Source organism: Rossellomorea aquimaris (assembly GCF_003315075.1).
In the GTDB taxonomy this organism is placed as follows: Bacteria; Bacillota; Bacilli; order Bacillales; family Bacillaceae_B; genus Rossellomorea; species Rossellomorea aquimaris_C.
The window spans coordinates 53,836-67,846 of the sequence record NZ_QNRJ01000002.1; the positions used below are offsets into that span (position 1 = coordinate 53,836).

Annotated in this window: 16 protein-coding genes; 3 read left to right on the forward strand and 13 right to left on the reverse strand. The window is 39.0% G+C overall.

What is annotated here, in order from left to right:
• The first annotated feature begins 56 nt into the window (after positions 1-56).
• Entirely contained in the window at positions 57-482 is a 426-nt protein-coding gene (locus tag DET59_RS02775) for a DUF2621 domain-containing protein (RefSeq protein WP_113968093.1), read from the forward strand.
• 146 nt (positions 483-628) lie between these two features.
• Here DET59_RS02775 and DET59_RS02780 read toward each other — a convergent pair whose 3' ends face one another.
• The 4 genes from DET59_RS02780 to DET59_RS02795 form a co-directional block, all read right to left on the reverse strand.
• A complete protein-coding gene (locus DET59_RS02780; protein WP_113968094.1) occupies positions 629-1,108 on the reverse strand; it encodes a site-2 protease family protein in 480 nt (159 codons plus the stop codon).
• Positions 1,109-1,278: 170 nt separating this feature from the next.
• Positions 1,279-1,758 (reverse strand): CcdC family protein, encoded by a 480-nt coding sequence (locus DET59_RS02785; RefSeq protein ID WP_113968095.1) that lies wholly within the window; start codon positions 1,756-1,758, stop codon positions 1,279-1,281.
• A 121-nt stretch (positions 1,759-1,879) separates the two neighbouring features.
• Positions 1,880-2,239, reverse strand: coding sequence for a response regulator (locus DET59_RS02790; protein WP_113968096.1), 360 nt, complete (start codon positions 2,237-2,239; stop codon positions 1,880-1,882).
• A 121-nt stretch (positions 2,240-2,360) separates the two neighbouring features.
• Complete coding sequence (locus DET59_RS02795) at positions 2,361-3,068, reverse strand: cytochrome c biogenesis CcdA family protein (protein ID WP_113968097.1); 708 nt, start codon at positions 3,066-3,068, stop codon at positions 2,361-2,363.
• Positions 3,069-3,334: 266 nt separating this feature from the next.
• Between DET59_RS02795 and DET59_RS02800 the strand changes: the two genes are divergently transcribed.
• A complete protein-coding gene (locus DET59_RS02800) occupies positions 3,335-3,511 on the forward strand; it encodes an aspartyl-phosphate phosphatase Spo0E family protein (protein ID WP_113968098.1) in 177 nt (58 codons plus the stop codon).
• 90 nt (positions 3,512-3,601) lie between these two features.
• Here DET59_RS02800 and DET59_RS02805 read toward each other — a convergent pair whose 3' ends face one another.
• The 9 genes from DET59_RS02805 to yneA form a co-directional block, all read right to left on the reverse strand.
• On the reverse strand, positions 3,602-5,407 hold the full coding sequence (locus tag DET59_RS02805; protein WP_113968099.1) for an ABC transporter ATP-binding protein: 1,806 nt from the start codon (positions 5,405-5,407) through the stop codon (positions 3,602-3,604).
• Between the two features lie 3 nt (positions 5,408-5,410).
• Positions 5,411-7,159: an ABC transporter transmembrane domain-containing protein gene (locus tag DET59_RS02810; protein ID WP_113968100.1), complete on the reverse strand. Its 1,749-nt coding sequence runs from the start codon at positions 7,157-7,159 to the stop codon at positions 5,411-5,413.
• Positions 7,160-7,301: 142 nt separating this feature from the next.
• A complete protein-coding gene (locus DET59_RS02815; protein ID WP_113968101.1) occupies positions 7,302-8,423 on the reverse strand; it encodes a CamS family sex pheromone protein in 1,122 nt (373 codons plus the stop codon).
• Positions 8,424-8,609: 186 nt separating this feature from the next.
• Complete coding sequence (locus DET59_RS02820) at positions 8,610-8,831, reverse strand: YneF family protein (RefSeq protein ID WP_113968102.1); 222 nt, start codon at positions 8,829-8,831, stop codon at positions 8,610-8,612.
• 84 nt (positions 8,832-8,915) lie between these two features.
• Positions 8,916-9,353 carry a sporulation inhibitor of replication protein SirA gene (sirA, locus tag DET59_RS02825; protein WP_113968103.1) on the reverse strand — a complete coding sequence of 146 codons (438 nt, stop codon included), beginning with the start codon at positions 9,351-9,353 and terminating at the stop codon, positions 8,916-8,918.
• Between the two features lie 270 nt (positions 9,354-9,623).
• Complete coding sequence (gene tkt / locus DET59_RS02830) at positions 9,624-11,627, reverse strand: transketolase (RefSeq protein WP_113968104.1); 2,004 nt, start codon at positions 11,625-11,627, stop codon at positions 9,624-9,626.
• 187 nt (positions 11,628-11,814) lie between these two features.
• On the reverse strand, positions 11,815-12,048 hold the full coding sequence (locus DET59_RS02835) for a DUF896 domain-containing protein (RefSeq protein WP_113968105.1): 234 nt from the start codon (positions 12,046-12,048) through the stop codon (positions 11,815-11,817).
• Between the two features lie 105 nt (positions 12,049-12,153).
• Positions 12,154-12,804, reverse strand: coding sequence for a YneB family resolvase-like protein (locus DET59_RS02840; protein WP_113968106.1), 651 nt, complete (start codon positions 12,802-12,804; stop codon positions 12,154-12,156).
• Between the two features lie 11 nt (positions 12,805-12,815).
• Entirely contained in the window at positions 12,816-13,142 is a 327-nt protein-coding gene (yneA, locus tag DET59_RS02845; protein WP_181778039.1) for a cell division suppressor protein YneA, read from the reverse strand.
• A 158-nt stretch (positions 13,143-13,300) separates the two neighbouring features.
• Here yneA and lexA point away from each other — a divergent pair, with 158 nt between their 5' ends.
• The gene (lexA, locus tag DET59_RS02850; protein WP_113968108.1) at positions 13,301-13,921 is read left to right on the forward strand and encodes a transcriptional repressor LexA; all 621 of its coding nucleotides are present in this window, start codon (positions 13,301-13,303) and stop codon (positions 13,919-13,921) included.
• The last annotated feature ends 90 nt before the right edge of the window (positions 13,922-14,011 follow it).

Sequence of the window (14,011 nt, forward strand, 5' to 3'; positions counted from 1 at the left end):
TCCCTTGTCTATAATGAATACGATACATACGCTTTTTGAAAAATTGAGGTGAAAGCATGCTTGAAGGTTGGTTCTTATATTTCATACTGTTTTGGGTCGTATTTTTAGTGGCTTCATTTGCTATTGGTGGATTCTTTATGTTCAGGAAATTCTTAAAGAGATTTCCTAAAGAGGATGGAAAATCCGATTTGGACTGGGAAGAGCATTATGTGAATGAAACCATCCATTTATGGGGTGATGAGGAAAAGAAAATGCTCAATGAGTTGGTCACACCCGTACCCGAATTATTTAGAGACGTAGCGAAGCAAAAAATTGCAGGTAAAATTGGAGAATTGGCTTTAAAAGAAAGAGCCTCTTCCATTACTCAGGAATTAGTCATAAGAGGATATATCCTGGCGACTCCGAAACGGGACCATAAGTTTCTTCGAAAAAAACTAAACGAAATGCAAATAGATGTAACCCCCTACGAACATTTATTCTAGGTGACAGAAAGGAAAGACGATGGGATCGATATTAATTATTCCGATTGTGCTATATTTAATTTTCATTATAGGTGCGGCATTCCTGTTTTATAAATGGAAGAAAGCAAAAAAAAGGTAAACGATGATCGTTTACCTTTTTTATATGATTAATCAATGGGATCCTCTGCCTTACCGTATCTAATGACGTCAAGTATCGCTTGTCCATCACTTGGTTTCCCTTCTCCATTTCGAAACGGAAACAATGAAAAGAATATAAAATAAACGGAGAAATACACAAATTGATAGAAAAAGATGTGAACAGGAATGACTCCTTCAAATATCAGGGAGTTAATGACTAAAATCGCAATCAGGTTGAATAAACTTCCAGAGATGTATATAAGCACATGAACCCACACCTTATTATACTTCAATTCTGTATATTGACACCAACCCTCCATAAAATACATTCTCTTCACTTCCAGTGGACCAATGCTCATTAAATGCTTACCGGTTCCAATGCAAAACTTTATCTTTGCACCAAATATGCGGGCAACGAGGATATGACCTGCTTCATGGACGATGGTGACCAATGGCAGTGTTAAAAAGAATGCCAGAAAAAACGTCCAAATGTCTGCTAGTGTAAACAATACTTATCCCACCAATATCTCTGTTATTTTCTTCATCTCTCTCTTTGCCCTAAATGCCTCAACCCTAAGCATATTGGTCTCCTTTGTAAAGAAATCGTAATTTCACGTGAAGAAATTTCCAAATAAAATAGCAGCGTGATAGGAATCACCCTGCTATTTTCCCCCATGAATTAAATTGAATTCGTTGTTAAATCCTGTTGCTCTTGGTGCAGCTTTCTATATTGAAGATACATGGTGATTCTCCATGGAACGATCATACCAAAGGCAAGAATCCAGAACATCCCACTTAGTTCACCATAATCGATCGATGCACTTAGAATGGATTTGGCCAATATTCGTATTAATAGGAGCCCAATCAAAATAAATGCGAACGCTTTAGAACGTTTTAAATAGATATCATTATCACGAATTTCGAATTTGGAAGTCTTGATCAACAATATAGAAAAGATCATGCCTACGGTAATCGCTTCTAGAAACTCTCCTAAAGTGACTCGAAAAACAGGAAATAAGAACATTAACGCACCTGTACTCATAAACAAAGGAGGTAAGATAATCTTCTTGCTGCTAACAGGCTTTTTCTGAGCCTTCATCCTAATAAATATCACCATAAAACCCATGCAAATCGCAACAATGGATGAAGCTATCATCATAAACCATCATCATCCTTTTATTTTCTACTTTCATACCTTTCCCTATTATAGCCCAAATGAGAGAAAAACGAAAACACAAAAAAGAGAGGTTGAATAGAGCCTTAACCTCTCTTTCGATTTATCACCCTAAAACTCTTTTGATGGCTTCTTCTACCCGCACTTCGTCAAAGGGTTTCACAATAAAGTCCTTTGCACCCGCTTCAATGGCTTCCACCACTACCTTTTGTTGACCCATAGCTGAACACATGATTACTTTAGCTTGGGGAAACTCGGATAAAATCCTTCTAACCGCTTCTATTCCGTCCAGCTCAGGCATCGTGATGTCCATTGTCACCAGATCCGGCTGAAGCTCACGATACTTTTCTACGGCGATAAGTCCATTTTCTGCTTCCCCTGCGACTTCGTGACCGCCAGAGGAAAGCATGCTTCCAAGAGTCATTCTCATAAATTTCGCATCATCCACTACAAGTATCGTTGCCACAGATGTTTCCTCCTCGTATACGCTACCCGATGTCTGTTATATCTAATTTCCTAAATTCATCCATTTAAACTATACCATAAAACGTAATGCAATGTATATTCTATTCTATTATTTTATTGGTTCAAAACCCAGTGAATCCTCCAAATACCGAAGTAAGGTAAGCTAGAATGACGGTCATCCAATCAAAGAATAGCATCATCCCTACCGCAATCATCACATATCCCCCTACCTTTACAATCTTTCCACTGTTTTTTCTGATCCATTGCATTCTTCCGATAAAGAATGACAGAATGAAAAACGGAATGGCAAACCCTAATACGTAAGCTGTCATATATATGACGCCAGAACCTGGATTAGAGGCGGCAAGAGCCAGAACCGAAGCAAGAATCGGCCCGGTGCAAGGTGTCCAGCCGGCAGCGAAGGCCATTCCGATTAATACGGAGCCAAAAAAGCCTGTCGGTCTATTCTTAAATTCAATGCGACGGTCCTTCATCAATGATTCGGGTGTGAATACGCCGATGACTACCAATCCAAATATGACAATGAAGATAGCTCCAAGCTGACGGATAAGATCTTTATAATCCAAAAAGAAGTTTCCGATAAGGGAAGTACCAAAACCGATGGCGATAAAGATTGCCGAGAAACCGACTAAGAAAAACAACGTATGTAATAAACTTCTTCTTTGAAGCATAGCATTATCTGTTTTGAGCTCATTCACACTCATTCCTGTTATATAAGAAAGAAAAGCGGGATATAGTGGGAGGCAGCATGGAGAGATGAAGCTTAGGAAACCGGCCCCAATTGCTAAGAAAATATTAAAGTCAGACATTTATACAACTCCTACATTTCAATATATATCTCTATTCTATCAAACAAAACCGGTTTCTATGAGGAATGTTTGTGTGAAAGATTTGTGACCATCATATTACATGCACATTTTACTTTTTCAAATGTGTTAAACTCTCTTTTCTTTTTTAAGAAACCAATAATTTTGCTTTGAAAAACAGTTCAATTTTCGTTATACTAATAAAAAGTTACAGTTATTACTAGTTTTGTATTCCGTTTGTAAGGACATACAAAAGAAAGGAAACAGCCGTGTCTAAAAAAGAGCTTCTCGAACGAATTGAAAAAAAGCGTGCTCAATTAATTGATATTGTTGCTGAAAATGGACTCACGTCACCTCAAGCTATTCAATTTAGTCAGGAACTTGATCGTCTGTTAAATAGCTACAACTCCCTATACATAAAAAAGTGCTCACCTCAAATGAGCTAAGGCATGATTGAATACAATTATACTATTCTAATATAAATATCAACGACCAAAAGGCAGACTCTGAATTTATAGAGTCTGCCTTTCATACCTTCAAGTACTTGTAACGGCATCTTCCATGCCATCAATTAAGCCATTTTGAAGAAGATACATCTTGTGATAAATCCCTTTTTGAACAAGTAATTCCTGATGACTTCCTCTCTCGACAATCTCCCCCCGATGAAGAACCATGATGAGGTCTGCATCTTGAATCGTAGAAAGTCTATGAGCAATGGCAATCGTTGTTCTTCCTTTTCTCATTCTTGATAGTGCCCCTTGAATGGCTTCTTCCGTTTCCGTATCGATATTGGCCGTTGCTTCATCCAGGACAAGTATTTTCGGTCTGGTTGCGATGGTTCTTGCAAAAGCGATTAATTGCCTTTGGCCACTCGAAAGCGTTGATCCCCTTTCAACCACTGGATGCCCATATGCTTCAGGTAGTTTCTCTATAAAAGTATTGGCTTGAACGAATGTGGCAGCTTTCTCCACTTCTTTTTCCGTCATGGCTTCTGAATAAAGCTTTATATTATCTCTGATGGTTCCAAAGAAGAGAAATGGATCCTGCAGGACTAGCCCCATTTTCCCACGCAGCTCCTCTTCTGGATAAGACCTGATATTTTGACCGTCTATTAGAATATCTCCACGATCAAATTCATAGAACCTCATGAGTAAATTAATGATTGAGCTCTTTCCACTACCTGTGTGTCCCACTAAAGCGACCGTTTCTCCAGGTCTTGCGGTAAATGAAATATTCTTAAGGATATCTTTTTTCCCATCATAAGAGAATGAAACATTGTCAAATGTTATTTCACCTTCACTGATGGTTCCTTTCGAATGATTCTCTACATTCTGTGCCGGGGAAAGTTCATCTTCATCCAGCAGCTTAAAGACTCGGGAAGAGGCAATGATTGCCTGCTGAAACATGGATAGTCTCATCATGATTTGATTGACCGGCTCAAAGAATCGGTCCAGATAATTAACAAAGGCATATAAAACCCCTATTTCAATAGTTTGATTGAATGATGTCACGCCAAAATAGCTTAAAACTAAAATTAATGCCGCTACATACACCAGATCAATGGCGGGTCTTAATAATAATCCATCCACTTTTATATTTTTCATTCCAGCTAAATAGTGTTTTTCATTGATATCGCCGAATTCTTCTCTTAGTCTTTTTTCCTGCCTGAACACCTGGATAATGGACATTCCTTGAAGAGACTCACTAAGCTTTGCATTAAGCTGACTCAATCTCTCGCGCATATCCTGATAGAAGATGGCGCTAAACTTGCGGTAAAGATTCATAATCATAAAAATGACAGGCAATATGAATAAACAGAAGAAGGCCAGCCGGGTATTGAGTGCAAACATAGCGATAAATATACCTGTTAATAGGAATGCTCCCTGAATGAAGGATACCAGCACACTCACAAACATGTCTTTAATCGCTTCTGTATCATTGGTAACCCGGGAGACAATACTTCCTGCAGGGGTTTTATCGAAATACCTCATTCCTAACCCCTGGACCTTCGTAAAAACATCCACACGAATCTGCTGAATGATTTTCAGGGCTATCTCTTGGAATGTCAATATTTGAAAGTAAGAGATCAATACATTCCCTATTTGAATGAATAAATAGGTCGCTCCCAATCCTACAAGTGGACCGTACGGAAACTCTCTTGGGGTTAAGTAATCGTCTATAAAGACCTTGATGATGATGGGTCCAAAGACATCACCTATCGTTGTCAGCAGTAATAATGCAAATGCAAATAAAATCGTTTTTTTATGCGGCTTTGTATATTTCATTAGACGAAAAAATATGTTTCGCTGCTCTTTCGCCGTTAAAGTCGGTATAGTATCCATATCTTATCCCCCATACTCCACTATTTCTTCTAACTGTTGACGCAGATACATTTCCCGGTACCATCCCTTTTTCATCATCAGTTCGCTATGAGTGCCTCTCTCCATGACCTTCCCTTCATCGAGAACAATGCTCAGATCTGCATGTTGAATGGCACTTAATCTATGAGAAGTGATCATGGTCGTTTTTCCTTCTCTATTTTCCTTTAATGATGTCAAAATGGATTCTTCTGTCCTTGCATCAACAGCTGACAATGAGTCGTCAAGAATGAGTACCTCTGGATTCATTAACAGGGCTCTCGCAATCGCGATCCTTTGCTTTTGTCCACCAGATAAAGAAACCCCTCTTTCACCAACCACAGTTCCGTATCCTTCACTGAAATGAACGATATCCTCATGAATATGCGCAAGTGAGGCAGCCTCTTCCACTTTTTCTTTGGGGGTAAGTGGATGAGTGAAAGCTATATTCTCAAGAATCGTGGCTGAAAATAGAAAATGATCTTGAGGCACATAACCAATACTTTCACGTAAACGGGATAATTTGTAACCCTGGATCATCTGCCCTCCGAAGGTTATTTCGCCCTTATACCCTTCAAATTCTCTTAGTAATAATCTTAATAGCGTTGTTTTACCTGCTCCCGTTTTCCCTGCAATTCCTAACGTTTGACCTTTCTTTAAGGAAAAGTGAATATTCTCTAAAGCATGCACATCATCATTTGGATAAGAAAAGGACTCAATCTTATATTCTATATTTCCTGATGGCGCACGATCCAACGCCCCTTCATGATCTTCAACGTCTACCCTTTCATTTAACAGCTGTGTTACACGGTCGTAAGACGCACGCCCTCTCTCCACAATATTAAATAACCAGCCGAATGCGAGCATCGGCCAAATGAGAAGTCCCAGATAGGTAGTAAATGAGATCAGTTCTCCTATTGTCAGCTCTCCACTCACGACAAGTCTTGACCCAAATACAATCGATAAAAAGAAAGAAATCCCTACTATGATGGAAATAGTTGGATCGAAAAGGGAATCCACTTTTGCAACAGCAATATTCTTCTGCACTACGTCATCAGATTGCTTTCTAAATGATTCAATATCCTCTTTCTCTTGTCCAAACGTCTTAAGAACCTTGATTCCCGTTACACTTTCCTGCGTTTTATCATTTAAGGATGAGAATGCTTCTTGAGCTTTATGAAATCGTTTATGTAGATGGGTACCATAATAACTCGTCAGCATGGCCATGAACGGCATTGGGATCAATGCAATAAGGGTAAGCTTCCAACTGATTGTAAAAGCCATGGCCAGTATCACGAAACCTCCTGTAGAGATGGAATCTACGAACGTTAATACTCCGACTCCTGCCGTTTGTTGAATCGCTTGAAGATCATTTGTGGCATGCGCCATCAAATCACCGACTCTCCTCTTTTGATAAAAGGAGGGCGACATCCTGGTAAAATGATGATACAACCGATTCCGAAGCAAGCGGGAAAGTTTGGTCGCCGAACCAAAAATCATGATCCTCCATACAAATCGAAGTCCGTACATGGATAGAGCCGTGGTGATAAGGATGAGAATCCATTTCAGCATGTCTTCACGGGTCAGTGAGTTCTCTTTGATACTATCCACAATAATCCCTACAATCTTTGGTGGAATCAATTGAAGAAATGCAACAAATAAAAGCAGGATGGTTCCTGTGATATATGACTTTTTCTCTTGCAGAAAAAACCACTTTAAATCTAAAAAGACTTTCATTCTCTCTCCCCCGTATCTAGAATAAATCGACTCTTTATTTTACCAAATTTCAAAAAAATGAGAAATCTTTTTTTGATAAGACTTATAATCAAAAAAAACACCTCTTAATGTCTTAAGAGATGTTTTTATAATTGATATTATACTAATGGATTTGAACAAATGGTTCCTGGTCCACTTCTTTTACAATGGTTGCTTTCAGACCCTTTGGTGTCTTCACATATAGGTAAACGGGGGTATGAGGGAAGTAATCAACAATTTCAGGACCAATGGCCTGAGAAAAGCCTATTAGTTCTGTTTCTTTCACCATTCCTGTATGTACATCAATCACGAGTTTATTCAAGGTGTCCTTTTGGTATAAGGCTTTTCCGACAAACTCAATATCCTGGTGTGAAAAATATTTCGAAACATAATCTTCTAAATCACGTATCCGATTATGTAGATCCCGGTCCTTCTCTTCCCCTTCATCACTAGGGAAGTAATAATATTTATCCGTTACATCATTCCATTTTTTTGCAGACTTATCATTTTCGTCAACATAACTGGAAGTAATATAGTTGCCGGACACTACGCTATTCAATGGTTGAAGTTTGTAAAGGGATATCAGTATAGGGACATCTTTCAGTTCCTTATTGGCTTTCACCCTACTGACAACGGTGTTAGCTATCTTCTTTCCGTATTCTTCCAACTGTTGGTCATCGATCTTTGCCTCATCAAAATGCATGAGCTTATTTTCATCTTCGACTCGAATATAATCTACGGTATTCATGGCAAGACCGAGGGAAATCCCTTTTATTTTTCCTTCAGAGTCAACGTAGTTCTGTTCATGGATATAAGCGAGATACATGGGATTCTTTTTTTCAAGCTCCATTTGTTGTTCCCAGCCCATATCATCCTTAATCTCGAGAGCAGGATTAAGCCCTGATTTATTTGATTTAGATTTTCTTCCCAGCCATGAATTTAGACCTTTTAGATATTGACCTTCCTGGTATACATAATCCTCCGGTGAAAAATGCTCGGTGGATAAAGACATGAGGCCAGTCTCGATTTCATCCATATCACTGCGATTGTTAATCATCATCGTAATAAGACCACGATTGATTGATTTCTTCTCTTTGTTCACTTTATAATTTAAATATTCGCGCGCTTCTCCAGCTGCACTATTTTGAATTTCAAGTGTTTCTTCATCCATCACTTCTTGAGGCTTATTGCTGCAACCGGCAACAAGAATCATGAGAGACAGTGAAGTAATCATCCATTTTTTCATATGACTCCCTCCGGACTATATTCTATCATACATTCAATTTTAATCTGAATGATAATTATTAAGTTTTTTTGAATTGACTAAAATAATCCATTTAGCCTAAATGACGAAAGAATGATTATAAGCTCATAATCGTAAATAGTTTGTCACAAATAGAAAAAGCACTCATCACCTGAGTGCTTCTGTCTATTACTTCGTGTTCTTATTCATTGCATTCATCATTTGATTGATTTTCTTTTGGGAAGGTTTTTGACCCATTTGCATCATCATCATGCGTAACATTTGCTCGTTAATTGGTGGATTTTTCTTAAGATAGCTCATCATGTACTTACGAGCAATGAAAAATCCTAGTGCAACTCCAGCAAGTAATGCTAGAACTCCAACTAGAATAAGTAACCCAGTCGTTGACATACTCTTACTTCCTCCTTCATGTTGTCCTTATAAAAGTGTACTAAACCATGAAACATTATACAATATTTCTGTCATAATTTCTTATTAATATATAAATTTTCTTTGTTTTATCGGTTTCAACCACCCAAAACGTTCATTTTGAATATCGATCGCGAGCAATTGACCCATATTTCTGCGCAGGACCTCAAAAAATATATATTCAGATTCATCGTGACCCCAAGCATTAAGGGTCATCCATTTTTCATTGAGAACAAGTGTAGCGCCTGAATCGGCCCCTTCAATCGTTGCAACTGAATCAACCCAAGCCGCTCCTTCAATTTTACCGATCTCGTGCTGCAGGATTCTTTGAGTAGGAAGGTATGGAATTGGCCTGGTAATGTAATTTACTTGTTTCGAGATGATATCGTGAAGCTCCCCTGAACTTGCTTCCCATTCGGAAAACAGCTGATAGAATATTCTTTCCCGACCATAATAGTGCTGAACAAACATTTCTTCAATCCAATAGATTTGATAGTTTCGCACCTTTACACCCTCCTACCTTTCTTTCATATAGTATAAATCAACTAGAGAGGAGTCATTGTCGGAAATTGTTGAAAATCTACACTAGTTTTGTCGAAGGGCAAGGTAACTCAATATATCAGGGATTGTCTCGAGTTGTAAAGTATGGGGACTTATCATCATGTACCCATTCTCTTTCACACATACTTTTTTTAATTCACAATTCCATTCAGCCTAAAAAAGGTCGACTCCTTTAAGAGTATTAAGGAGTCGACCTTTGATGTCTTTATATTATTACTGAATCAATGCTTTGATTCTTGAAACTACATTTTCTGATGTAAAGCCGTACTCTTCCATGACTTTTGCTCCAGGTGCAGATGCACCATATCCATCAATCGCTAAGATGTCGCCTTCGTCTCCTACATAGCGATCCCAACCCATTGGAGATCCCATTTCGATAGCAAGACGTTTTTTCACACTCTTAGGCAGAATAGATTCTTTGTATTCTTTTGATTGTTTCTCGAAGCGATCCCAAGACGGCATACTTACGACAGATACACTGATTCCGTCTTTTTCAAGTGCATTTTGAGCGTCTACTGCTAAATGCACTTCAGAACCAGTTGCAATCAGTAAGGCATCAGGCTGTTCCTTGCCGGAAGCAGATACCACATATGCTCCTTTATCTACGCCGTTATATGCTTTATCTGCAGTACCTTTAAGAGTTGGGAGGTCCTGACGAGATAGAACTAACATCGTAGGCTGATCCTTTGACTCTAAGGATAATTTCCATGCTGCAGCAACTTCATTTCCGTCACCAGGGCGGATAACAGAAAGGTTAGGCATGGCACGAAGTGAAGCGAGCTGTTCTACAGGTTCATGCGTAGGTCCATCTTCACCGACAGCAATACTATCATGCGTGAATACATATGTCACAGGTAAGCCCATTAGAGCCGCTAAGCGGATAGCAGGTCTTAAATAGTCACTGAATACGAAGAATGTCCCTCCGAATACGTGCAGACCGCCGTGAAGAGCCATACCATTCATGGCTGCACCCATACCGAACTCACGAACACCGAACCAGATATTACGACCTTCATACGATTCATGGGTGAAGTCTGCTTCATCTTTAATCATCGTCTTGTTAGATCCGGCTAAGTCAGCTGATCCACCAATGAATGAAGGAAGTTTCTTAGCAATCGCATTTAACACTTCACCGGAGGAAGCTCTGCTTGCCAGTGCTTTTCCTTCTTCATATACCGGGATCTCTTGATCCCAACCTTCTGGAAGATCACCTTTGATTGCTGCTTCTAATTGGACAGCAAGCTCTGGATGCTCTTCTTTGTATTTAATGAATAGGTCAGCCCAAGCTTCTTCTTTTTCAGAACCTGCTTGTTGGATTCTTTCCTCGAATCTGGTGTAAACTTCCTCAGGTACATGGAAATCCTGCTCAAACGTCCATTGATAAGCTTCTTTCGTAAGCTTCATTTCGTCTTCACCTAGTGGAGCACCGTGAACGGCAGATTTCCCTGATTTATTAGGAGCTCCGTATCCGATGACCGTCTTAACTTCGATCATCGTAGGACGGCTAGTATCACCTTGAGCCTCTTCGATTGCTTTGGAGATTTCATCAAGGTCATTCCCGTCTTCAACACGAATATATTGCCAACCATACGATTCAAAGCGGCCTTTCACACTTTCAGAGAAAGATTTGTCTAACTCTCCATCAAGTGAAATATCATTTGAATCATAGAGAACGACTAGTCGACCTAATTTCAAGTGCGCTGCTAATGAAGCTGCTTCAGAGGCCACACCCTCCATTAAGTCTCCATCTCCACAAATAGAATATGTAAAATGGTCTACCATATCATATTGATCCTTATTGTATGTAGACGCTAAATGCCTTTCAGCTAATGCCATACCCACGGCCATACCGATTCCTTGTCCAAGTGGTCCAGTTGTGGCTTCAATACCCGGGGTATGTTTGTATTCCGGGTGACCCGGTGTTTTACTTCCCCATTGACGGAATTCTTTAAGATCTTCCATTGAAACGTCATAACCCGATAAATGAAGCAGGCTATATAATAGCATGGATCCATGACCAGCGGATAAAACGAAGCGATCCCGGTTAAACCACTCAGGGTTTTTCGGGTTATGATTCATGAATCTTGTCCAAAGAGCATACGCCATCGGAGCTGCTCCCATAGGCATTCCAGGGTGTCCTGAACCTGCTTTTTCAATTGCATCGATAGATAATGTACGGATTGTATTAATTGCTAATTGATCTGTGTTATCAAACATATGTCAGACATCCTTCCTTTTAATGTACCTTATTAATATTAATCTTCTTTGTTAGTTTATACAACTATCTTGAATGATAACATGACTTTATGATCGTTGAAAATAAAAAAACCTTATGATTTCATAAGGGTTGAGAATGAAAAAAACGGCCAGGTCCATTTTAAAATGGACCTGGCCGTTCATTAATCTAATGCATTTTCTTTTTAGTCTGTATATCCTGAATCTTCTTAGGTGTCACTTCATTACCTTCCGGATCAAAGATTCTTGTATTTTCAATGGTCCCTTTCATCGATTGACGAAACGTTTCCAGGTATTCTTTTCTCAACTTGGACTGCTCTTTTGCTTCTTGTTCGGTTAGCCCGCTACTTTTAGACTTCTTGGCAAGTTCATTGATTCGATTCATTTTCGTTTTTGAAAGCATCTATAAAAACTCCTTTATTGCATAGTCAGCAAATTCTAAAACACAACTAAAATTTGAACGTAATACTATCGTCATGTTACTAGATTCAAGGAGATAAAACAAGAGTTACGCATTTTCAACTGAAGTCATATATTCTTTAAAACGCCTATGTACCGTAGCTTTTGAGACATCATACCCAAACCCTCTTAATGTTGCTGCAATTTCAGCAAAAGTCAGTTCGTTCTTCCTTAAACGGACAATTTCCTCAACCGGAACTTCAATCCGCTCTCTTCCATCCACATTTCCTTTATTTTTTAGATTTTTATGAGGTTGAAAACCATTTTCCACTGCCCTTTTCATCCCTCGTCTGATTTTCAAATTATGGAGTTTTCTTTGATACTCCTCAACCATGCTTACGATATTAATCACCATAGAATCAGATTCAGATAAGTGAAGCTCCCCACTATGGGTTTGACTGATAATCTTGACTTCCTCTTTTAGTAAACAGTGAATGAGAGCAATCTTGGCATTCCCTCTGCCAATTCTTGTTTCATCCTGGATGAGAACAGCACCAATCGTCTCATCTTTAATCAAATCAAGAAGTTCAAGAACACCAGGACGATCTAATTCAAAACCGCTTGCTTGATCTTTTATGATAGCAGCCACTTCGTATTGGTGGTCTTGCGCTAATTTCACTAGTTCCTCTTCTTGGCGTTCCAAGGATGTTTCCTGCGTGTCTTTCTTTGTACTGACTCTGCAGTAAATTACTGCCTCCATCTTCTATCCCTCTATTCTTCGTTCATTACCAATTCATAATCTGAATGGGTAGATAGTGTTGGATTTTCTATAGGTAACACAAGTGATTCACCTGGTTGGATTGAGAATGATGTAAGATTATTTTCCTCTCCTACCCATGCGATAAATTCTTCCACTGTCATAGAATATTCTTCATTATACTGTTTGGCAATAGTCCAAAGAGTATCTCCATCCTGAACAGTGATGCTTTGGTAAGAAGGTTGACTTGCCGTGACTATTAGAAAATAAACTGCTGATAAAAGTGCTAAGACAAATAAAATAATAATGTAAGAGAAACGATTCCAAATATGTGTTAACATAATAAAACCTCCATACGAATGTTTGTTCTGTTTTTTTGTTACACTCATTGTAATACGAACATTCGTTTGGTGTCAACAGAAATTCGAACTTATGTTTGTACCGACTGGAAAGACATGCTATAATGGGAACATAAGATCTATAATAGAGGTGCGTGAACATGACAAAATTGTCTAAAAGACAGCAAGACATACTAGAATATATTAAAATTGCAGTAAGAGAAAAAGGGTATCCACCTTCCGTACGGGAAATTGGTGAAGCCGTTGGTCTTGCTTCTAGTTCCACCGTACACGGACATCTGGCCAGGTTAGAGAGCAAAGGTCTTATTCGTAGAGATCCCACTAAGCCAAGAGCCATTGAAATCTTAAACCTTGAAGAGGATACGATCCCACGCCAACGAGTTGTGAATGTTCCCTTAATTGGTAAGGTGACAGCCGGTCAACCTATTACAGCCGTAGAGAATGTAGAAGAATTCTTCCCGTTGCCAGAGCGTATGGCACCTTCAGATGAACAGGTCTTTATGCTTGAGATCATGGGTGATAGTATGATAGAAGCCGGGATTTTGGATGGGGATTTTGTCATCGTGCGTCAGCAGCAAACCGCGAATAATGGAGACATCGTCGTAGCGATGACAGAGGAAGATGAAGCAACTGTAAAACGTTTTTTCAAAGAAAAAGATTTTGTACGATTACAGCCAGAGAACTCAACAATGGAACCGATCATTTTACGTAATGTATCCATTTTAGGAAAAGTTGTCGGAGTTTATCGCCAAGTGCATTAATTCGTTAAGCCGCTATGTATAATAGCGGCTTAATTTTTTTCTATACTTTTGTAGGTTCTAAAAAAAGCAGTGGGTGGTAGCATTTTTCGC

Coding starts and splice junctions, on each gene's coding strand:
- yneA (WP_181778039.1), bottom strand. CDS start 13,142: ATGTTAACACATATTTGGAATCGTTTCTCTTACATTATTATTTTATTT.
- DET59_RS02805 (WP_113968099.1), bottom strand. CDS start 5,407: ATGGATACTATACCGACTTTAACGGCGAAAGAGCAGCGAAACATATTT.
- DET59_RS02785 (WP_113968095.1), bottom strand. CDS start 1,758: ATGATGATAGCTTCATCCATTGTTGCGATTTGCATGGGTTTTATGGTG.
- tkt (WP_113968104.1), bottom strand. CDS start 11,627: ATGTTTGATAACACAGATCAATTAGCAATTAATACAATCCGTACATTA.
- DET59_RS02795 (WP_113968097.1), bottom strand. CDS start 3,068: ATGTCTGACTTTAATATTTTCTTAGCAATTGGGGCCGGTTTCCTAAGC.
- DET59_RS02835 (WP_113968105.1), bottom strand. CDS start 12,048: ATGCTTTCAAAAACGAAAATGAATCGAATCAATGAACTTGCCAAGAAG.
- DET59_RS02840 (WP_113968106.1), bottom strand. CDS start 12,804: ATGGAGGCAGTAATTTACTGCAGAGTCAGTACAAAGAAAGACACGCAG.
- DET59_RS02815 (WP_113968101.1), bottom strand. CDS start 8,423: ATGAAAAAATGGATGATTACTTCACTGTCTCTCATGATTCTTGTTGCC.
- DET59_RS02775 (WP_113968093.1), top strand. CDS start 57: ATGCTTGAAGGTTGGTTCTTATATTTCATACTGTTTTGGGTCGTATTT.
- lexA (WP_113968108.1), top strand. CDS start 13,301: ATGACAAAATTGTCTAAAAGACAGCAAGACATACTAGAATATATTAAA.
- DET59_RS02810 (WP_113968100.1), bottom strand. CDS start 7,159: ATGAAAGTCTTTTTAGATTTAAAGTGGTTTTTTCTGCAAGAGAAAAAG.
- DET59_RS02820 (WP_113968102.1), bottom strand. CDS start 8,831: ATGTCAACGACTGGGTTACTTATTCTAGTTGGAGTTCTAGCATTACTT.